14 protein-coding genes are annotated in these 20,869 nt (G+C 74.2%); 3 read left to right on the top strand and 11 right to left on the bottom strand.

Translation table 11 applies throughout. From position 1 onward, the window contains the following. Window positions 1–64: 64 nt before the first annotated feature. Window positions 65–634: a TetR/AcrR family transcriptional regulator gene (locus IO29_RS01650; RefSeq protein WP_030377198.1), complete on the bottom strand. Its 570-nt coding sequence runs from the start codon at window positions 632–634 to the stop codon at window positions 65–67. Between the two features lie 87 nt (window positions 635–721). Between IO29_RS01650 and IO29_RS01655 the strand changes: the two genes are divergently transcribed. After that, window positions 722–1,642 carry an NADP-dependent oxidoreductase gene (locus IO29_RS01655; RefSeq protein WP_030377199.1) on the top strand — a complete coding sequence of 307 codons (921 nt, stop codon included), beginning with the start codon at window positions 722–724 and terminating at the stop codon, window positions 1,640–1,642. A 672-nt stretch (window positions 1,643–2,314) separates the two neighbouring features. Here the strand turns inward: IO29_RS01655 and rph are convergent. After that, entirely contained in the window at window positions 2,315–4,912 is a 2,598-nt protein-coding gene (gene rph, locus IO29_RS01665; protein ID WP_030377200.1) for a rifamycin-inactivating phosphotransferase, read from the bottom strand. Between the two features lie 471 nt (window positions 4,913–5,383). On the opposite strand from rph, the gene IO29_RS01670 reads away from it, so the two are divergent. Beyond that, a complete protein-coding gene (locus IO29_RS01670; RefSeq protein WP_051707131.1) occupies window positions 5,384–11,815 on the top strand; it encodes a type I polyketide synthase in 6,432 nt (2,143 codons plus the stop codon). A gap of 38 nt (window positions 11,816–11,853) precedes the next feature. Next, window positions 11,854–13,065 carry a geranylgeranyl reductase family protein gene (locus tag IO29_RS01675; RefSeq protein WP_051707133.1) on the top strand — a complete coding sequence of 404 codons (1,212 nt, stop codon included), beginning with the start codon at window positions 11,854–11,856 and terminating at the stop codon, window positions 13,063–13,065. A gap of 56 nt (window positions 13,066–13,121) precedes the next feature. Here IO29_RS01675 and IO29_RS01680 read toward each other — a convergent pair whose 3' ends face one another. The 9 genes from IO29_RS01680 to IO29_RS01720 are packed head-to-tail and all read right to left on the bottom strand — an operon-like array spanning window position 13,122 to window position 20,861. Continuing rightward, entirely contained in the window at window positions 13,122–13,325 is a 204-nt protein-coding gene (locus IO29_RS01680; RefSeq protein WP_030377203.1) for a hypothetical protein, read from the bottom strand. 60 nt (window positions 13,326–13,385) lie between these two features. Then, window positions 13,386–13,940 (bottom strand): NADPH-dependent FMN reductase, encoded by a 555-nt coding sequence (gene ssuE, locus IO29_RS01685; protein ID WP_030377204.1) that lies wholly within the window; start codon window positions 13,938–13,940, stop codon window positions 13,386–13,388. Between the two features lie 58 nt (window positions 13,941–13,998). Next, on the bottom strand, window positions 13,999–14,781 hold the full coding sequence (locus IO29_RS01690) for an alpha/beta hydrolase (RefSeq protein WP_030377205.1): 783 nt from the start codon (window positions 14,779–14,781) through the stop codon (window positions 13,999–14,001). A 1-nt stretch (window position 14,782) separates the two neighbouring features. After that, a complete protein-coding gene (locus tag IO29_RS01695) occupies window positions 14,783–15,817 on the bottom strand; it encodes an LLM class flavin-dependent oxidoreductase (protein ID WP_030377206.1) in 1,035 nt (344 codons plus the stop codon). 31 nt (window positions 15,818–15,848) lie between these two features. Then, complete coding sequence (locus tag IO29_RS01700) at window positions 15,849–17,189, bottom strand: LLM class flavin-dependent oxidoreductase (protein WP_030377207.1); 1,341 nt, start codon at window positions 17,187–17,189, stop codon at window positions 15,849–15,851. Between the two features lie 23 nt (window positions 17,190–17,212). Then, the gene (locus IO29_RS01705; protein WP_030377208.1) at window positions 17,213–18,058 is read right to left on the bottom strand and encodes an ABC transporter ATP-binding protein; all 846 of its coding nucleotides are present in this window, start codon (window positions 18,056–18,058) and stop codon (window positions 17,213–17,215) included. After that, entirely contained in the window at window positions 18,055–18,942 is an 888-nt protein-coding gene (locus tag IO29_RS01710) for an ABC transporter ATP-binding protein (RefSeq protein ID WP_030377209.1), read from the bottom strand. The genes IO29_RS01705 and IO29_RS01710 overlap by 4 nt, the downstream gene beginning before the upstream one ends. Next, window positions 18,939–19,829, bottom strand: a complete 891-nt coding sequence (locus IO29_RS01715) for an ABC transporter permease (RefSeq protein WP_030377210.1) — start codon at window positions 19,827–19,829, stop codon at window positions 18,939–18,941. Before IO29_RS01715 ends, IO29_RS01710 begins: the two co-directional genes overlap by 4 nt. A 3-nt stretch (window positions 19,830–19,832) precedes the next feature. Further along, entirely contained in the window at window positions 19,833–20,861 is a 1,029-nt protein-coding gene (locus IO29_RS01720; RefSeq protein WP_030377211.1) for an ABC transporter permease, read from the bottom strand. Window positions 20,862–20,869 lie beyond the last annotated feature (8 nt).

Consider the following 20,869-nt stretch of genomic DNA (forward strand, 5'->3'; position numbering starts at 1 on the left):
CTGCTCACAGGCCGGCGGGGCTGCTCACAGCTCGACGGTGCTGCTCACAGCCCGGCGGCGCTGCTCACAGCCCGGCGGTGGCGACCCGCACGTCGTCGAGCGCCTGCCGGGCGAGGGCACCGAACTCCTCGGTGGCACCGGTCCCGATCCAGCGCTCGTACGCCGTCGTCAGGGCGAGCGCGCCGAGCTGTGCGGCCACCTCGGCGGTGAGGGTGGGCACCCCGCGGTTCGCGACGGCCCGGGTCAGTGCCGCGGTCAGATGCAGGCCCTTGAGGGCCTCGCGCTCCTGGAGATCGGCGTGGGCGTCGATCACCGCGCGCCGGCGCGCGACGAAGGCGTGGCGCTCGGAGGTGAAGATGTCCCGCCCGAGCGCGTCGAGACCGTGCGCGACCGCTTCGAGCGGCGTGGCGCCGGCGGGCGCCGCGGTGATCGCGGCGACAAGGGGCCCGGTGAGCGGGTCCTCGCTGAAGAGCACCGCCCGCTTGTCCGGGAAGTGCCGGAAGAAGGTGCTCTTGGCGAGCCCGGCGCGCTGTGCGATGTCGAGCACGGTCGTGTGGTCGTACCCACGCTCGTCGAACAGTTCGAGCGCGGCGGCGGCGAGTCGTTGCGCGGCATTGGGTTCCCAGCGAGCCATGGCCACAGCTTACGGGACTTGGTCCCGTGGCGGTGTACAGTGATGGGACCAAGTCTCATCACTGATCGCGATGCGTGGAGGTATGTCATGAGCCGAGCCGTTGTACACGAGACGTTCGGGGGCCCCGAGGTGCTGCGGTGGCGCGAGGTGCCGGAGCCGCACGCCGAGGCCGGCCGGGTCCGCGTCCGCGTGACCGCCGCCGGTCTCAACCCCATGGACTGGGCTCTCACCTCGATGCCCCCGGTGGCGGAGAGGTTCGGCCTCTCCCTCCCGGCCGGCTTCGGCACCGACTTCGCCGGCGTGGTGGACGAGATCGGCGAGGGGGTCACCGGGTTCGCCGTGGGCGACCGGGTCTACGGGGGCGCGATCGCCCGGGCCGTCGCCGACTTCGTGGTGGTCGATCCCGCGACGGAATGGCTGTACCACACGCCGGACGAGGTCGGCGACGAGGTCGCCTCCACCCTCTCGGTGGCGGGGCTGACCGCCGTGGCGGCGCTCGCCGCGATCGACCTCAAGGACGGCGACACCGTCCTGGTCGGAGGCGCCGCCGGCGGTGTCGGTGTGCTCACCGTGCAGCTCGCGCGGCGGGCCGGCGCCCGGGTGATCGGCACCGCCTCCGAGGGCACCTTCGCCTTCCTGCGGGAGTTCGGGGTCGAACCCGTCACCTACGGCCCCGGCCTGGAGGACCGGGTGCGCGCGCTGGCCCCCGACGGCGTGAGCGCGGCCACCGACCTCTTCGGCACGGAGACGGCCGAGGCGGCACTCGCCCTCGGCGTCCCCGCCGAGCGCATCTCCACGATCGCCGCCGGCACGGACGTACCGGCCGGTGTGCGCCCGACCGGCGGCTTCCAGGCGCGGCCGGAAGACCTGGAACAGGTCACCGCGGCGATCGCCGCGGGCGAGATCACGGTACCGATCGCCGCGACGTTCCCCGTCGAGCGGGTTCGCGAGGCAGTGGAACTCCAGGCGGGCCGCCACGTCCACGGCAAGGTGGTGGTCACGCTCTGAGGGAGAGGCCGGAGGGCCCGTGCCCCTGACCAGGGGCGCGGGGAACCGCGCAATCCTTTCGGGGGTCGGGGGCTTGCCCCCCGGGGACGGGAAGACACTGTTGGCGAATCCGGTCCGCTGAGCCGAGGCGCGGTGGCTGTTCACGTCAGCATGCGTGTTGTTACCGGGAGCGCGAACAGGTGAGCGGTGGCGAGAACTTTCGTCGCCGCTTATTCCCTGCCGATCGACGTGGACCGGAGATATGATCACCAGCAAGGCGGGGTCGTAGCACAGAGGTAGTGCGCCGCGACATCATCTCGGAGGACGTCGGTTCGAATCCGACCGCCCCGCCCCTTCCATAGCAGCGCCCGCTGACCGCGCCCGTGGCTGGTGACGAGGAGCGCACCGTGGAAGTTCATCGCCGTGGCTGTGAGTTGGTGCTGTGGCCGGGCCTTGGCCAGGCCGTGATACCGGCGCCGTCGCACATCGAAGGCTCGAACTCCCTGAGTCGGCGAACGGCAACCGACACCAACGCCGGCCTGCTCGGCGACCACGCCGGCTTCCCCCTGCTCGGATACAGCCCGGCGAAGTCTTTGTCCGAGAACAGTTCGCCCAACTCGTCACGGAGGGAATGGGAAGGGGCGGCGGGGGCGAGAAATTTCGCTCGCACCCCCGCCCCGGCACACACCACGGTCAGTCAAGGATCTCGACGTATCCGCCGCCCCCGTGGACACGGACCCGCTGTCCGTCGCGGATCAGCCGCGTCGCCCCGTCCACCCCCACAACCGCCGGCAACCCGTACTCGCGGGCGATGACCGCGCCATGCGTCATCAACCCGCCCACCTCCGTCACCAACGCCGTGATCCCCACGAACAGCGGCGACCAGCTCGGATCCGTGAACGCGGTGACCAGCACGTCACCCGGCTCCAACTCGGCCTCCGCCATGTCGTGGACGACCCGGGCCCGCCCCTCGACGGTCCCCGCGGAGACCGGCAGCCCGACGAGGGCGCCCTCCGGCACGCCCGCCCGCCGGTACGCCCCGGCGACCGACTCACCCTCCGAGGTGAGCACCCGCGGCGGTGTGAGCGCCTGGTACGACCGGAAGTCCTCCCGGCGCCGCCGGACCAACCGCTCGTCCACCGACCCCACGCGCACGGCCTCGCGGAACTCCTCGAACGTGAGGAAGAAGACGTCCTCACGCCCGGTGATCACCCCGGCCGCCACCAGCCGGTCCGCCTCCGCCAGCAACGCCTGCTTGTAGACGAAGAGACGGCAGACGATGTCGTACTTCGGGTACTCCCGGTATCCGACGAACGTGCGCACCCGGTCGATCATCGCCTTCGTCTCGGCGGCCTTGCGCTCCCCGTCCGGCAGGGCCCGCAGCCGCGCCAGCACGTCCCGCTCCTTGCGCAGCGCCTCCTGCCGCCCCTGCTCGAAGCGCCGCTCGGCGGCACCGGGCGCGAAGTTCCTGACGTGGTCGAGAAGCGCGGGCAGGAGGGCGGTGGGCCGCTCGCGCCACCGCTCCCGCGTGAGGTCGATCTCGCCGACGCAGCGCATGCCGTACCGGTCGAGGTAGTCCTCCAGCGCGTCACGCGCCCGCGCCCCGCCCGGGAGGTCCGCCAGCCGGTCCAGGAAGTCGTCGTCCTCGACATCGCGCAGGAACGCCACCACCTCCGGATACGGACGGACGACGTCCGCCACGTCGAGCAGCGCGAGTCCCATCTCGGAGGTGATGTTGCCGGGGGCGGACAGGATGAGCGTGTCGGCCGCGTTGCTCTCGCCCAGCCACTCCAGCAGCCGGTCGTTGAGCCACCATGTGGCCTCCATCCCCGCCATGATCACCCGGGCGCTCAGCGGATCGGTGAGGACCCGCTTCTGCTCCTTGACGGCCTCCAGCAGGAAGTCGAACAGCGCCGTCCCCGTCTTCCCGGCGATGTCGCGGCGCAGGGCGGCGAGGGACGCCCGGCTGCGCTCGACCAGCCCGGTGACGAGCGCCGGGTCGGTCTCCACCGGAGCGGGCGGGGTGCCGCCGGCCGCCCCTGAGGGAGCCGGGTCCGGGAGCGCCGGGACGAAACCGTCGCGCTCCAGGACGGTTTCCAGCGCGTCCCTGGTCAGCGGATCGGATCTGCCCACCATGTCCAGGAAGGCGGTCCGGCTCGCGGGCGAGGCCAGGCGCGCGGTGGCGTCGACGAACAGCCGCCCGCCGGCCTCGAGCATCCGCGGCATGGCCGTCAGCTGCCACACGGACAGCCCCAGGGGCTTCATGGCGTCGGTCATCATCTGCTGGTGGCCGACCGAGAGGTAGACGTGGTTCTCCTCGTCGCCGCTCTCCGGGAGGGGGAACAGCGTCGTGATCGGCCGGCTCTGCACGATCCGGAAGCCGCCGTCCGCCAGACACCACTCGATGTCCTGCGGACGGCCGAAGTGCGCCTCGATCCGCCGCCCGAGCCGCACGAGTTCCGTCACCTGTGCGTCCGTCAGCGCCGGCTGCTTCTGCCGCTCCGGCTCGATCTCCACCGTCCGCGTACCCCCGCCCGGCACGGCGCGGACGGCCCGCTGTTTGGCGCCGATCGACCGGGCGACGACCTCGCCGTGCCGCACCGTGAACACGTCCGGGTTCACCAGGCCGGACACCAGGGCCTCACCGAGTCCGAAACCGGCGTCCACGGTGGCGACCGTACGGTTGCCGGTGACCGGGTCGGCCGTGAACAGGACGCCGGCCGCCTCGGGGACGACCATCTTCTGCACGACCACGGCCATGCGGACCGCCCGGTCGTCGATGCCGTGCTGCCGGCGGTAGGCCACGGCCCGCTCGGTGAACAGCGAGGCCCAGCACCGGCCGACGTGCCGCAGGACCTCCGCGGGCCCCAGGACGTTGAGGTACGTGTCCTGCTGGCCGGCGAACGAGGCCGTCGGCAGGTCCTCCGCGGTCGCGCTGGACCGCACGGCATAGGCGGCCCGCTCGCCGGTCCGCGCGAGCGCACCGGTGACCGCCGCGGCGACCTCGTCCGGCAGGGGCGTCTCCTCGATCGCCCGGCGGACCTCCGCGCCGAGCGTCCGGAGTGCCTCCCGGTCGTCCGGATCGGCGCGCGACAGCCGCTCGATCCCGTCCACGACCGTCGAAGACCCCTCCACCGCCCGCCGGAAGGCCTCGGTCGTCACACAGAAGCCCTCCGGCACGCGGACGCCCTCGACCCGGGACAGCTCGCCCAGGTGCGCGCCCTTGCCGCCCACGACCGCGACGTGTTGCCCGTCGACCTCCGCCAGATCCCACACGTACCGCTCGATCACCGCGACAGCTCCGTTTCCGCAGGTAGTGGCCTCGGCCGCAGATTCTGCGGCACGACCGGGGCCTTGCCGCAAGCCCCCCGGTGCGCTATACCTTGAGACAGGCGAGGAGAGCGAACTCCTCGCCTTCGTCGTGCGGGGCCGGGCTCACGGCTCGAGTTGCCCCCGGGCGCGTCGCCGGCCGTTTCCGCGCAGACGCCAATGACGATGATCCTCACGGTCCGCACGTCTCTCCTGCGGAAGTCGACGGTCGGGGCGCCCAAGCGGCCGTCCGAACGGATGAATCCGGTGCATGGGAGCGCGGCTTGGGGGCGGCGTGCCTCCAGCGACGGTCCGTACCTCCCGGGTTCCCGGCCGCCGGTGTGCCGGAATAGGGCACCACGGCACACGCCGCGGCACAAGCCACGCCGCACGACGTGGCACCCGCCGTGGCGCAAGGCGCCGTGCCCCCCCCAGCAGTGAGGACGTACCACCGTGCACGCACCATCCGGCATCGAGTCGCCCGGAGCGGCCCAGGACGAGCCGATCGCGGTCGTGGGAGCCGCCTGCCGGTTCCCCGGCGAAGTCCGTTCGCTCACCTCGTTGTGGCGGCTGCTCATGGCCCGCCGGGAGACGGTGCGGGAGGTGCCCGCCGAGCGCTGGGCGCAGGCCGAACTGGCCGGGCTGCCCGCCCCGGTGGCGTCCCGGCTGCGCCGGGGGTGCTTCCTGGACGACGACGTGTACGCCTACGAACCGGAGTTCTTCGGGATCAACGCCCAGGAGGCCCCCTGGGTGGACCCCGAGCACCGGCTGCTGTCGGAGGTCGCCTGGGAGGCCATCGAGCACGCCGGGATCCCGACCCAGCGGCTGTCCGGCACGCCGACGGGCACGTTCTTCGGGATCTACCAGAAGGACTACATGCTGCGCGTGCAGCGGCCGTTGGAGGAGGTGAACGCCTACGCGATGTACACCGGCTTCGACAGCATCGGACCCGGCCGCGTCGGCTTCATGCTCGATCTGCGCGGGCCCCAGGTCGTGGTCGAGAGCGCCTGCGCCTCCGGCCTCGTCGCCGTGCACTCCGCCTGCCAGAGCCTGCGGACCGGCGAGTCCGACCTCGCCCTGGCCGGTGCCGCCATGCTCACCCTGGGCCCGGAGGGCGTCATCGCCCCCGCGCTGTGGGGCGTGTTCTCGCCCACCGGCCGCTGCCACGCCTTCGACGCCGCCGCCGACGGCTATGTACGCGGCGAGGGCTGCGGCGTGGTCGTCCTCAAGCGCCTCTCGGACGCCACCCGGGCGGGGGACCGGATCCTCGCCGTACTGCGCGGCACGGCCGTCAATCAGAACGGCCGCGGCACCCGGCTCAGTGCACCCTCCGAGCCGGCCCAGATCGACCTCTACCGCCTCGCGCTGGAGCGGGCCGGGGCCGACGCCGGCGACATCGGCATGATCGAGGGGCACGGGCCGGGCACGGCGGTGGGCGACCCCATCGAGTTCGCCGCGGTGGCCGCCGTCTACGGCAAGGGCCGCGACCGGTGCGCGCTCGGCTCGGTGAAGACCAACATCGGCCACACCGAACCCGTCTCGGGTGTGGCGGGCCTGCTCAAGGCCATCGCGGCCCTGCGCCACGGCATGGTCCCGGCCAGCCTGCACTTCCGCGAGTGGAACCCGCAGATCGACGCCGACGGCACCCGCCTGTTCGTCCCCACCGACACCACCGAATGGCCCGTGCGCGAGGGCACCCGGCTGGCCGCCGTGTCCTCCTTCGGCATCAGCGGCACCAACGTCCACGTCGTACTGGAGCAGCCGCCCACCGCCCCGCCCGCCCGGCACGCGAGCCGGCCGGCCCCGTCCGGCGGGCCCGCGACGACCCGTACGGACGACGGCGGGGCGCCGCGCCTGTTCCCGCTCTCCGCCGGAACTCCCGTCGCCCTGCGCTCGGTCGCCGACCGGCTGGCCGCCTGGCTGCGGGGCGAGGGGGCGCCCGTGCCGCTCGACGACGTCGCCCACACCCTGGCCGTACGCCGCTCACCCGCGCGGGAGAGGGCCGTCGTGGTCGCCGCCGACCGGACCGAACTCGTGGCACGGCTGCGGGAGCTGGCCTCCGGCGCCGCCCCCGCCCCCGGAACGGCGACCGGCCGTGCGGTACCGGACGCCGGGCAGGGCGTGGTCTGGGTGTTCTCGGGGCACGGCTCGCAGTGGGCGGGCATGTGCCGCGAACTGCTCGACCGCGAGCCGGAGTTCACCCGGGTCATCGACACGCTCGAACCCCTGGTCGCCGGGGAGTCCGGCTTCTCCCTGCGTGAGACCCTGCGCCGGCCCGACGTGGTCACCGGCTTCGACCGCGTCCAGCCGGTCATCTTCGCCGTCCAGCTGGGCCTGGCCGCGATGTGGCGCTCCCACGGCGTCGCACCGGCGGCCGTGATCGGCCACTCCATGGGAGAGGTCGCCGCCGCGGTAGCCGCGGGCGCGCTGAGCGTCGAGGACGGGGTACGGGTCATCTGCCGCCGCTCGCGCCTCATCCTGCGCACCGCGGGACAGGGGCTGATGGCCTCCGTCGCCCTGGGACGCGACGAGGTCGAACGGCTCCTGGCCGAGCAGGACGTGCAGGGCGTGAGCGTCGCCGTCGTCGCCTCGCCCGAGAACACCGTCGTCGGCGGCGACGCCGACCGCATCCGCCGCCTCGCCCGGGACTGGGAGGCGGCGGACATCGGCATCCGCGTCGTCGAGGTCGACGTCGCCTCGCACACCGCCCACATGGACCGCATCCTGCCCGACCTCGCCGACGCGCTCGCCGGCGTCACCGGCCGCACCCCGGACACCGTCTTCTACAGCACCGTCACCGACGACCCACGCGCCCACGCCGCCTTCGACGCCGCCTACTGGTCGGACAACCTCCGCCGCGAGGTGCGCTTCGCCGACGCCGTACGCGCCGCCGCCGAGGACGGCCACCGGCTCTTCGTCGAACTCGGCCCGCACCCCGTCCTCGTCCACCCCGTGCAGGCCACGCTCACCGCGCACGGCCACACCGCCACCGCGGTGGTGCCCTCCCTGCTGCGCGACACCGACGACGTACTCGCCTTCCACACCCACGTGGCGGCCCTGCACTGCGCCGGCCACCCGCTGGACTGGGCCGAGCGCTACGGCACCGGCGTTCTGGCCGACGTCCCGACGACCACCTGGGAGCGCACCCGGTACGTCGTCGACCCCTCCCCGCTGCGGCAGCCGACCGGCACCCGGTCCGGCCCCGCCGCGCACCCCCTCACCGGGCCGCACACCGCCGACCCCGACGGCGCGGGCCGGCACCTCTGGCAGACCCGCGTCACCCCCACCACGCTGCCGTGGCTGGGCGCGCACCGCGTCGACGACGTCGTCGTGATCCCCGGCGCCGCACTGTGCGAGATGGCCCTCGCCGCCGCGGGCGACCTGTACGGCGGCGAGGCGCGGGGCCTGCGCGTCACCGGCGTCGATCTGCGACGGCTGCTGCTCCCGGCGGCCGACGGCACCACCGTGACCGCCACCGCCGAGACGGCCGGTCCGGACACCGCGCACTGGCGGGTCGTCAGCACGGGCGCCGACGGCACGACCGTCGAGCACGCCTCGGCGTCCCTGCACCCCCTGCCCGAGGACGCCCCGGAACCCTGCCGCCCCGACGAGCTGTCGGCGCGCTTCCCGCACCCCGTGGACGCGGCGGACGTCTACCGGCAGATGCGCGAGGAGCGCGGCGTGCACCACGACACCGCGTTCCGCGGCCTGATGGCCCTGTCCACGGACGGAGCACCGGCGGACCGCGCGGGCGCCCGCCTCCTCGCCCGGGTGCGCGTGCCCGACGGGGGCCGGGCCGGCGCCCAGTCGCTGCACTGCCACCCCGTCGCGCTGGACACCTGCCTCCAGGCCGTCGCGGGCGCCGTCCTGCGCACCGGCTCCGTGCCCGCCGGAGGCATCCTGCCCCGGCGCATCGAGGAGCTGCGGCTGTACGGGACGGTGCCGCTCGACGGGTACTGCCTGGTCACCCTCACGCGCGTCGCGGCCGACCGCTGCACGGCGGACTTCCGGCTGTGGGCCGACGACGGGACCCTCGCCGCGGAGGCCACCGGTGTCGAGTTCCGTCACATGCCCGCCGAGAGCGCCGAGGAACGCTTCGCCGGCCGGCTGCTGCGGGCGGTCTGGGAACCCGCCGAACGGCCGGAGCCGGGCACGGAGCCCGGTGCCTGGACCCTCCTGGCCGAGCCCGGCCGTGAGGCCTACGCCGCCGGGCTGCGCGTCGCGCTGGAGGAGCGGGGCGCCACGGTGGACGTACGCCCGCTGCCCCCGGCCGGTGGTGCCCTGCCGACGGTGGCCGACGGGCCCGCACCGCGCGGGGTGGTGTACCTGCCGGGGACCGGCAGTCCGGATGAAGCGTCCCCCGAGCGGTCGGCGCGCGAACGCACCGCCCGCCTCGTGGCGACGGCCCGCGCACTCGCGCAGGCCCCCGGCGCCACCGCACCGCGCCTGTGGACGCTCACCACCTCCGCCCAGTACGTCGCTCCCGGGGACCGCCCGGACCTCGCACAGGCCGGACTGCGCGGACTCGTACGGGTCCTGAGCTACGAGCACGCCGAACTGCGCCCCGGCATCCTGGACATCGACGACGGGACCCCGGTGACGGAGGTGGCCGCGGAACTCCTCGGCTGCCCCGACGAGCAGGACGAGATCGCCCACCGCGACGGCACCCGCCACCTCGCCCGGCTGCGCAACACCCCGCTGGCCGACGGCGAGCGCCGCCGCGCCGTGGTCGACCACGCACACGACCGGGTCGCCCTGCACCTCGCACGCCCGGGCGACCTGGACTCCTTCGAGTTCACCGCCCGGCCCCGCCGCCGCCCCGGACCGGGCGAGGTGGAGATCCGGCTCGACGCCACCAGCGTCAACTTCATCAACGTCCTCCAGGCCATGGGCGTCTACCAGACCTTCGACGCGGGCGACGACGGGACGGACCTCAGCGCGTTCGACGGCGCCGGCGTCGTCACCGCCGTCGGCGACGGCGTGCGGGAGGTGCGCGTGGGCGACCGGATGGCCGCCATGTTCCTGGACGAGGACCCGTCCGCCCTCATGTCCTCCTTCGCCACCGTCCGCGCCGACTGCCTGCTGCCCGTACCGGACACGATGAGCACCCCGGACGCCGCCGCGCTGCCGTGCGCCTACCTCACCGCCTGGTACTCCCTGCGGCACCTCGCACGGCTCCGCCCGGGCGAGAAGGTGCTCCTCCACTCGGCGAGCGGCGGCACGGGGCTGGCCGCGCTCAACCTCGCGCACGCGTGCGGCGCGGAGGTCTGGGCCACCGCGGGCAGCGAGGCCAAGCGGGACTGTCTGCGCGGCCTGGGCGTCGCCCACGTCATGGACTCCCGCACCCTGGACTTCGCCGACGAGGTGCGCGAGCGGACCGGGGGCCGCGGCGTCGACGTCGTCCTCAACTCCCTCACCGGCCCCGCCCAGTCCGCGAGCCTCGGCCTGCTGGCCCACCGCGGCCGCTTCGTCGAGCTCGGCAAGCGCGACATCTACGCCAACACCCGCCTCGGCCTGCTGCCGTTCCGGCACAATGTCACCTTCGCCGGGGTCGACGTGCTGATGATGATGCGGAAGGACCCCGAGCTGCTCGCCGAGGGGTACCGCGAACTCGGCGGCATGCTCGCGGACGGCACGCTGCCGCCACTGCCGGTCACCGCGCATCCCGTCGCCGAGGCGTCGTCGGCGTTCCACACCATGGCCTCGGCCCGGCACACCGGCAAACTCGTCCTCACCTGGCCCACCGAGGGCACCGGCACCCTGCCCGTGCGCCCCGAGGACGCACGCGTGGTCCGCCCCGACGGGAGCTACCTGGTGACCGGCGGGCTCGGCGGGCTGGGGCTCCTGGTCGCCCGGTGGCTGGCCGAGCGCGGCGCCGGCGCCGTGGTGCTCACCTCCCGCAGCGCTCCGGGCGCGGCCACGCGCACCGAACTCGACGCGTTGACACGGGAGTTCGGCACCCGCGTCGAGGTCGTGCGCGGGGACCTCGCCGAACCGGGCGTCGCCGACACCCTCGTCCGGGCCGCCGACGGTACCGGACATCCGCTGCGCGGTGTCGTGCACGCGGCGGCGGTCGTCGAGGACGCCACCGTCGCCACCCTCTCCGCCGCCCTCCTGGAGAAGGTGTGGCGGCCCAAGGCGACCGGAGCCCGGCTGCTCCACCGGGCCACCGTCGGCCAGGAGCTGGACTGGTGGGTCACCTTCTCCTCCGCCGCCTCCCTCCTGGGCAACCCCGGACAGGGCGCCTACGCGGCCGCCAACGCCTGGCTCGACGAGTTCACCTCCTGGCGCCGGGCCCAGGGCCTGCCCGCCACCTGCGTCAACTGGGGGCCGTGGGCGGAGGTCGGCCGCGGCACCGGGATGGCCGACCGCGGCTACGCGATGATCACGCCCGAGGAGGGCATCGCCGCGTTGGAACGGCTCCTCGCCCACGACCGCGCCCGCACCGCCTACACGCCGGTCGACCTGGCGCGGTGGCTGGAGTCCTTCCCCGCCACCGGCCGCACCGCCTTCTTCGCCGAACTCGCCACCACGGGAGCGGGCACGGACGCCGACACCGGCGGGGCCCTCCTCGCGGAACTGCGGGCGGCGGACGGTCCGCGGCAGCGGGAGGAGCTGCTGCGGGAACGGGTCGTCGAGCACGTCGCCGCCGTACTGCGGCTGCCGGCCGACCGGTTCGACGCCCACACCTCCCTCGTCACCCTCGGACTGGACTCGCTCATGGCGATCGCCCTGCGCAACCGCCTCCAGCGCGAACTGGGCCTGGACATCCCCACCACGGTGATGTGGACCCACCCCACGCCCCACGCCCTCACCCGCTACCTCCTCGCCCGGCTGCACCCCGAGGAGGAGCAGGCCGGCACGGAGCCCACCGCCACCGCCTGATCCACCCCCTTCCGACCGCCAGTCAGGTGACCCCTCGCATGTCTTCTCCCTCCCTCTGGGACGTCCTCGTCGTCGGCGCCGGTCCGGCCGGTGCCACGGCCGCCCGCGTCGCCGCCGGGAGCGGCCGCCGAACCCTCCTGCTGGAGCGCGCCGCCGTCCCCCGCTACAAGACCTGCGGCGGTGGCCTCATCGGGGCCTCCCTCGCCGCCCTGCCGCCCGGCCTGCCCCTGAAGATCCACGACACGGCCGGGCAGTTCACCTTCGCCCACGAAGGCCGCCGGGAACGCTCCCTCACCTGCGCCACCCCGACCTGCGCACTCGTGTACCGCAGCGAGTTCGACGCGGCCCTGACCGAGGCCGCCGCCGCGGCCGGCGCGGAGGTCCGCGACAGCACCGCGCTGACCTCCCTGGACCAGCCGGACGGTGCCGGCACCGTCACGGTGCGGACCAACCGGGGCGACACCTTCCACGCCCGCGCGGTGGTCGGCGCCGACGGCAGCGCCGGCCGGGTCTCCCGGTACGTGGGGGTGCGGTGCGCACAGGTCGACCTCGCGCTGGAGGCCGAGGTGCCTGTCGACGAGCCCACCGCCGACCGCTGGCGGGGCCGGGTCCTGATGGAATGGGGGCCGCTGCCGGGCTCCTTCGGCTGGGTCTTCCCCAAGGGCGACGTCTGCACCGCCGGCGTGGTCGCCGCCCGGGGCAACCCCGCCGCCCTGCGCGCCTACAAGGAGGACTTCCTGCGCCGCCAGGGGCTCCTCGGCCCCCGCCCCCTGCACGACACCGGCCACCTGACCAGGTGCCGGCAGCCGGACTCCCCGCTGGCCCGCGGGCGCGTCCTGGTCGCCGGTGACGCGGCCGCCCTGGTCGACCACTGGTCGCGCGAGGGCATCTCCTACGCCCTGCGTTCGGGAGAACTCGCGGGCCACGCCGCCGCGCGCATCGCGGACGCCCCCGAGGACGAGGCGACGGCGGCGGCCACCCACTACGGGCAGCGGATCGACGCGCTCCTCGGCACCGAGATGCGCGCCAGCGCCACCCTGATGCACCTCTTCACCCGCAACCCCTGCCTCGTGCACACGGCCCTGACCCGAGTCCCCCCGATGTGGCGCCGCCTGGACGCCTACATCGCGGGCCGCACCAGCGTCGCCGGCATCCTGACCACGCCCCTGGGCCGCACGGCCACGGCCCTGGGCGAACGCCTCCCGCTCGGCCGCCCGAGAACGCCCCGGCGCGAGACGGTGAACACCTGAGAGGAGCGGTCACCCATGCCCGGTGCCGGTGGCCGCCGGCACCGGGCGTGGGTCGCTCAGTGGCCCTCCTCCGGTGCCGACCGGCGGTCGGCGAGGCGGTCCGGGTCGGAGACCTCGCCCGTGCGGGCCTCGGTGCGGTGGCCGCGCTCCAGGTAGTCCCGGACGATGAGTTCGACGGCGTCCTGCGGACTTCTCGTCCCTGCCAGCAGCATGACCTCGATGGCCAGATCGCTGTCCAGACTGATGGTGACCTTCGCCATGGCACCTCCCGAAGCGCTCCCGCGCGCAGCCTAACCGAGCGGCCGCCGCCCGGGAGGGGGTCAGGCTGTGGGTGCGAGCGCGGTGATACTTCCGCCGAGGGCGGCGGAGAAGCGGTCCGTCACCTCCTCCAGGGCCCTTGCGGTGGCGGGCGGGACGACGAGGGGGTCGGTGCCGCGGGGAATGTCGCGGTCCAGGGTGAACCAGCCCGGCACGATGTGGGTCGCGCCCATGGAGCTGAGGACCGGGCGCAGCGCGTAGTCGATGGCCAGGACATGGGCCTGGCTGCCGCCCGTGGCCAGCGGCAGTACCGTCTTGCCGCTCAGCGCGTACTGCGGGAGCAGGTCGAGCAGCGACTTGAGCAGGCCCGAGTAGGCGGCCTTGTAGACGGGGGTGCCGATCACCACGCCGTCCGCCCGTGCGAACAGGTCGGCGACGGCGGTGAGCGCCGGGTGCCGGACATCCGCGCCGAGCAGGACGTCGGCGGGCAGCGTGCGCACCTCCAGCGGTGTCACCTCGTGGCCCTGCTGCCGCAGGCGTTCGTCGAGATGGCGCAGGAGCCGGGTGGTGCGGGAGGTGGGGGAGGGGCTTCCGGAGACGGACAGGATGACGGCCATGGCGTTGCCCTTTCAGGACGGCGGGGGAAGAGGGGAGTGCGGCGCGGCCGGCGGCCGTTCACCAGGCACTGGAGTCCACGGTGACCAGCGGCCGCAGGCCGTTGCGGAGGGTCTCCAGGAAGCCGACGAGCTCGGCGGCCACCGAGCGGTGCTGGAGGTCGTTGAGGACGTCGTGGTGGGCGCCGTGGACGACCGCGAGGCGGGCCCGCGGCAGGGACTTGGCCGTACGGCGCAGGCCCTCGTGGTCGGCCAGGGGGTCGGCGTCACCGGTGAGGAGCAGGACCGGCAGGTCGGTGTCCACGTCCTGGACCGCCGTCAGTACGGCGTCCGGCAGGGCGTCGCCGAGCGAGCCGCGCCGTACCTCCGGGTCGTCGGTGAGCGTGCCCCGGTGGGTGGGGCAGGAGGTACGCACGTCGAGCTCGTCCTCCCAGCTCCCGGTGGCGCCCGCGCCCTGCCCCGGCAGGCCGGCCAGGACCAGCGCGTCGGGCCGTACGGCGGGCGTGGTCCCCGCCGTGCCGAACAGCGCGGCCACGGCGGCGGCCCCCGAGTCCGCGCCGACGACCACGAGCGGCCGTACGACACCGTCGTTCCCGGCGGCGTCGTCCGGGGCGGTGTCCTCGACGGCGGCGGCGAGCCGTGCGCCGAACTCCGTCAGCGCGGCGGCGGTGTCGTCCGCGTCCAGGGCCGGCGCGTCAAGGACGCGGACGCGGTAGGCGTCCACGGCCAGCCGCCTGCCGAGACGGCCGTACGTCGCCCGGGTCTCGCCGCGGCCGGGGACCACCACGACCGTGCCGCGCACCCGCAGGCCCTGCGGGGCGAAGTAGTCGCTGTACTCGGTCATGTCAGACTCCTGCGGGTGCGGGAACGGTGGTGTGCGCGGGCGTCCAGCCCAGGGCGGGCGCCACCTCGGTCGCGATGAGTTCCAGGGCACGCACGGCGGCGTCGTGGTCGACGACCGCGGGGTTGAACTGGGTGATCAGATCCGTCGCGACGGGCAGCACCTTCTCCCGCCGCAGTGCCGCGACGATCTCCTCGGGATGGCCGTGGAAGGCGTGGAAGCGCCGCAGCGCCTCCTCGGCGGACAGCCCCTCGGGGAACGCGCCGGACTCGGCCATGCGCAGCGCCGCCCGGTGGACGTCCTCGCCGATGTGGCGCAGCGCGGTGCGCCGGTCCCGGGCCGGGAAGACGAAGCGGGACAGGCCGATACGGGGGCGCGCCGGCCGGTCCCAGGCCGCGAGGTAGGCGTCGGCCCAGGGCCGCTGCACCTCGTCGGTGGGGGCGTCGAAGCCGTACGCCGCCCGGTTCAGCAGCAGCTGGGAGCCGCCCGCGGCCGCGTGTCCGGCGCCCTCGGCGCTGAACACGCCCTGCCAGATCCGCCCCTCGAAGTCGCCGGGCGGCGGCTGGATGCGGAAGCCGGGCGTGCCGACCTCCCGGCCCGCCAGGGCCCGGCGCAGGACGTCGAGGTGCTCGCTGGTCAGCTCGCGTTTGCGGGCGACGTCCCGGCCGAAGGCGGCGTACTCGACGGCGCTGGAGCCGCTGCCCACCCCGATCTCGACCCGGCCGCCGCTGAGGGTGTCGACGGTGGCGACGTCCTCGGCGAGCCGCAGCGGGTCCTCCAGCGGGAGGACGGTGATCGCGGTGCCGAGCCGGATGCGGGAGGTGCGGGCGGCCGCGTGGGCGAGGAAGGTCCACGGCGAGGACAGCCCGCCGCCGTGGAGGGCGACGTGGTGCTGCGCCACCCAGCCGATGTCGAAGCCCAGTTCGTCGGCGACGGTGAACAGTTCCTGCGCGTTGCGGTAGGTACGGGCGAAGTCGTCGTCCCGGCCCTGGACATGGGTGAGGAAGCCGAGCCGGAAACGGGGTCTGTCGCTGGTCATGGGCGTGCCTCTCTCCTCGGGAAGGCCGGCCTCAGCGGGCCGCGACCGCATGCGCGCGGGTGTGCCGGTTGGCGGGGACGGGCAGGCCGAGGTTGCCGCGCAGGGTGTCGGCGGTGTACTCGGTGCGGAACAGACCGCGCTTCTGGAGCAGCGGGACGACGCCGTCGACGAAGAGGTTCAGCTCCTCCTCGGTGCGGAAGGCGAGGTTGATGCCGTCGAGGGTGCCGGCGTCGAACCACCGCTCGATGGTGTCGGCGACCGTGCGCGGATCCCCGACGAACGGGGACTCGCGGAACTGGTTCACGGACTCCGCCACCTGACGGAGCGTCAACTTGTCCGTCCGGGCCCGCTCGATGAGCTTCGCGGCTCCGGTGCGGCCGCCCTTCTCGGCCAGGTGGGCGACGTCCGGGAAGGGCGCGTCCAGGTCGTGCACGCTGAAGTCGTAGGCCCCGAAGGAGCGGCCGAGCAGCGCGAGGTTGCGGGCGAAGTCGTTGTCCTCCTCGAAGATCTCCCGCTCGCGCCGCCGGGCGGCCTCGTCGGTGGCGGCGACGACCGGGCCGCCGTGCAGGAAGATCTTGATGTGCTCGGGGTCCCGGCCGTAGGCGGCGGTGCGCTTCTTGATGTCGGCGTAGTACTCCCGCGCCTGCTCCAGGGTCCCACCGGGCGCGTAGATGCCCTCGGCGACCCGCGCGGCCAGGTCGCGGCCCTCCTCGGAGACCCCGGCCTGGAAGATCACCGGCTGGCCCTGCGGGGAACGGGACAGGTTCAGCGGCCCGGCCACCGAGAAGTGCTCGCCCACGTGGTCGAGCGCGTGCAGCTTGTCCGGGTCCAGGAACACGCCCCGCTCGACGTCGGCGGGGAAGGCGTCGTCCTCGTAGGAGTCCCACAGCCCCCGGGCGACCTCGACGAACTCCAGGGCACGGCCGTAGCGGGTGGCGTAGTCGAGGTGCTCGTCGAGGCCGAAGTTGCGGGCGGTGCCGGTGTCGAAGCTGGTCACCACGTTCCAGCCGGCCCGTCCGCCGCTGATGTGGTCCAGGGAGGCGAACCGGCGGGCGAGGTTGAACGGCGAGTTGTACGTCGAGCTCGCCGTGCCGACCAGGCCGATGTGCCGGGTGTGGGTGGCGACCGCCGACAGCAGCGTCAGCGGTTCGAGGCGGTTGAGGTAGTGCGCGGGGTAGGTGGCGTTGATGAACTGGCTGTCGACGATGAACAGGGCGTCGAACAGGGCGTGTTCGGCGGCCTGGGCCTGCCGGATGTAGTAGTTGATGTCGATGCTGGCGTTCTTGGCGACGCGCGGGTCCTTCCACAGGCCGTGCTGGCCGGGGCCGCCGACGCCGTAGGGGTGGAGTGCGAGGTGGAGGGTGCGGGGCATGACTGCGTCCTTTCGTCGTGGGTTCAGGCGTGCAACAGCGCGCGCAGGGCGTCGCGTTCGGCGCGGTCCGCCGGTGCGCCGTGCAGGGTGGGCGCGGAGCCGAGGAGCAGCCGCGTGTAGGGGTGCCGCGGGGCGCCCACGACGTCCCGGGTGGGGCCCGACTCGACCAGCTCGCCCCGGTACAGGACCGCGACGCGGTCGGCGACGCCGGCGACGGAGCCCAGGTCGTGGGAGATGAACACCAGGGCCACGCCGTCGGCGCGCAGCTCCTTGAGGATCCGCAGGACCTGGACGCGGTTGGCCGAGTCCAGCGCGCTGACCGGCTCGTCGAGGATGACCAGACGCGGCCCGGTGACCAGGGCGCGGGCCACCGCGACCCGCTGGCGCTGCCCGCCGGACAGTTCGCCCGGCAGCCGGCCGAGGAGCTCCTCGTCGAGGCGGACGCGGGGCAGGAACGCCCGCACCCGGGCCGCCGCCTCCGCGCGGCCCGTGCCGCCGACGAGCAGCGGCTCGGTGAGGGAGTCCTCGATGCTCAGGTCCGGGTCGAGACTGCGCAGCGGGTCCTGGAAGACGTACTGAATCACCCCTTTGCGGCGCAGGGCGCGCCACTGGCGGGTGCCGTACGAGGTGACGTCCTCGCCGTCGACGGTGAGGGTCCCGGCGGAGGCGCGGACGAGGCCGAGGGCGGCGCGGGCGAGGGTGGACTTGCCCGAGCCGGTCTCGCCGATGAGGCCGACGGTCTCGCCCGGGGCGACGCTCAACGAGACGCCGTGCAGGGCGCGTCGGCGCCGGCGGCGCGGCCCGTAGTGCACCTGAAGGCCCTCGATCTTCAGTACCGGCTCGGCCGTAGGGGTGGTGTCGCCGCTCACGCGTCCTCCTCGGTGGTGAGGAACTTCTCCAGGCCGTACTGCTGGTGCTCGGCGATCAGCAGCCGGGTGTACTCGTGGCGCGGACGGTGCAGCACCTCCGCGGTGGGCCCCTGCTCGACCACCTCGCCCTGCCGCATGACGAGCACCTCGTCGCACAGCTGGGCGACGACGGCGAGGTCGTGGGAGACCACCACGAGGGCGAGGCCGGTGTCCGCGCGCAGATCGGCCAGCAGGTCGAGGATCTCGGCCTGGACGGTGACGTCGAGCGCGGTGGTGGCCTCGTCGGCGATCAGGATGCGCGGGCCGGCGGCGACGGCCGCCGCGATGAGGACCCGCTGGAGCATGCCGCCGGAGAGCTCGAACGCGTACTGGGAGTAGACGAGTTCGGGGTCCCGGAGGTGCACGGCCCGCAGCAGCTCCAGCGCCCGCTGCCGGGCCTCGCGCCGCCCCGCGCCCTTCTTGACCCGGATCACCTCGGCGACCTGCTTGCCGACGGGGATCGAGGGGTTGAGGTAGGAGGACGGGTCCTGGAAGACGGCGCTGATCGTGGTGCCCCGCAGCGCCGTCCACTCGGCGGGCGTCAGTCCGCCGATGTCGCGGCCCTCGATCTCGACCGAGCCGCCGGTGATCTCGAAGTGCGGGGGCAGGATGCCCAGCGCGGCCCGGCAGGTGAGGGTCTTGCCGCTGCCGGACTCGCCGACGATGCCGACCGTCCGGCCGGGGGTGAGGGTGAAACTCACCCCGTGGACGATCTCGCGTCCGCCGGCCCGGTCGCCGATGCGCACGTCCCGTAGCGACAGCGCGGGAGCCGCCGCCGGTGTCGTGGGACCGGACCGTGCGGGGGTGCGGCGGTCGGCGAGCGGTTTCTGGGACAGGGTGCTCATCGTGCGCCTCCGGCGGGAGCGGGGTCGGTCTCGTCGAGCCGGTGCGCGCGGGCCCGGCGGCTGAGGAGCAGCGCGCGCCCGGCCTCGCCGGAGACGTCACGGAGGGCGTCGGCGAGGACGTTGCAGGCCCAGACGGTGACCATGATCAGGAGTGCGGGGGTGAGCGGCGCCCACGGCCGCTGGCTGAGATAGCCCAGGTCGGAGGCGAGCAGGCCGCCCCAGGTGGGCGCGGGCGGCTGGACACCGATGCCGAGGAACGTCAGGCTCGAGACGATCACGAAGCCGACGCCGATGGTCTGCGCGAGCGCCACCGCGATCGGCGGCAGCACCTTGGCCCAGACGTGCCGGCGGACGACCCAGCCGACGGCCGCGCCGGAGATGAGCGCGGCCTCGACGTACGGCGAGCGGGCCACCGCCAGCGTGGCGGCGCGGGAGACCCGGTAGAACAGCGGCGAGACCAGCGCCCCGGTCACCAGCATGGCCTGGGTGATGCCGTTGCCGAGCAGGGCGACGACGGCGACCGCGAACAGCAGGAAGGGCAGGGCGACCAGGGTGTCGGCCAGCCGGAGGGTGATCCACTCGAAGGTACGGCCGAGGTACACCGACAGGATGCCGGGGACCACCCCGACCACGAGCGCGGTCAGCGCCACCTCCAGCGAGCCCAGCACGCTGACCCGGGAGCCGTCGAGCAGCCGGCTCAGCACGTCCCGGCCCAGGTAGTCGGTGCCCAGCCAGTGGGCGCCGGAGGCGGGGGCCAGGGTGTGGTCGCCCGCGGCCAGCGGGTCCTGCGGGGCGAGCAGCGGGCCGAACACCGCGAGCAGGGCGATCACCGCGAGCACGGCGACGGCGATACGGCCGGACGGCAGGGAGAGCACACGGCGCACCACGGCTCACACCCCCCTCTGCGACGCCGGCGTCACACGCGCCAGCACCAGGTTGACGACGAGGTTGAACGCCACGACCAGCACGATCGACACGACCAGCACTCCCTGGACGGCGGGCACGTCACCGGCCTGGGCGGAGTCGTTGGCGAACCGGCCGAACCCCTGGAGACCGAAGATCCACTCCGTGACGACGGAGGCTCCCACGAGCGAGGGGAACTTCAGGCCCAGGGTCGCCAGCGCCGGGCCGAGGCCGTTGCGCAGGACATGGGTGAAGAAGACCCGGCGCGGGCTCAGCCCCCGTACCAGCGCGCCGGTCACGTAGTTCTCGCGGTAGGCCGCGATGAGACTGGTGCGCAGCTGGCGGGCCACGTCGGCGACGACGTCGAAGCTCAGGGCGACGGCCGGCAGCGTGATGTGGGCGAGCCAGGGGCCGATGCCCTGCTCCGGCTTGACGTACCCGGCGGAGGGGAACAGCCCGAGACCGACCGCGAGGACCGCCACCAGGACGATCCCGACCACGAAGGCCGGCATCACGGAGAGCACCGTGACGAAACCGGTGACCGCGCGGTCGATCCAGGTGGTGCGGCGCAGCGCGGCGAGCGTGCCCAGGGCGAAGCCCGCGACGACGCCGATGACGAGGGCGAAGGTGGCCACCGACAGGCTGACGCCGAGGCCGAGTCCGATGAGGGTGGAGATGTCGGCGCCGTTGGTCCAGCTCGATCCGAGCCGGCCGTGCAGCACGCCGCCGATCCAGTCGCCGTACTGCACCAGGAACGGGCGGTCGAGGCCCCACTGGGACTCGACCCGGGCGATCGCCTCGGGCGTGGCCTCCTCGCCCAGCTGGATGCGGGCCGGGCTGAGCCCGCTGAGCGAGCGCAGCGCGAACGTCACGAAGGTCGCGACCAGGAAGACGGGCACGAAGATCGCGACCGACCGGGTGACGGTGGCCAGGACGCGGCCCAGGGTGTGCCGCGCCCGGGCCGCGGCGGCCGTACGGCGGGCGACGGGCGGGGACGGTGACTCTGTCGCCGTCATGATGCCTC

The organism is Streptomyces sp. NRRL F-6676, from assembly GCF_000725625.1.
Taxonomy (GTDB): domain Bacteria; phylum Actinomycetota; class Actinomycetes; order Streptomycetales; family Streptomycetaceae; genus Streptomyces.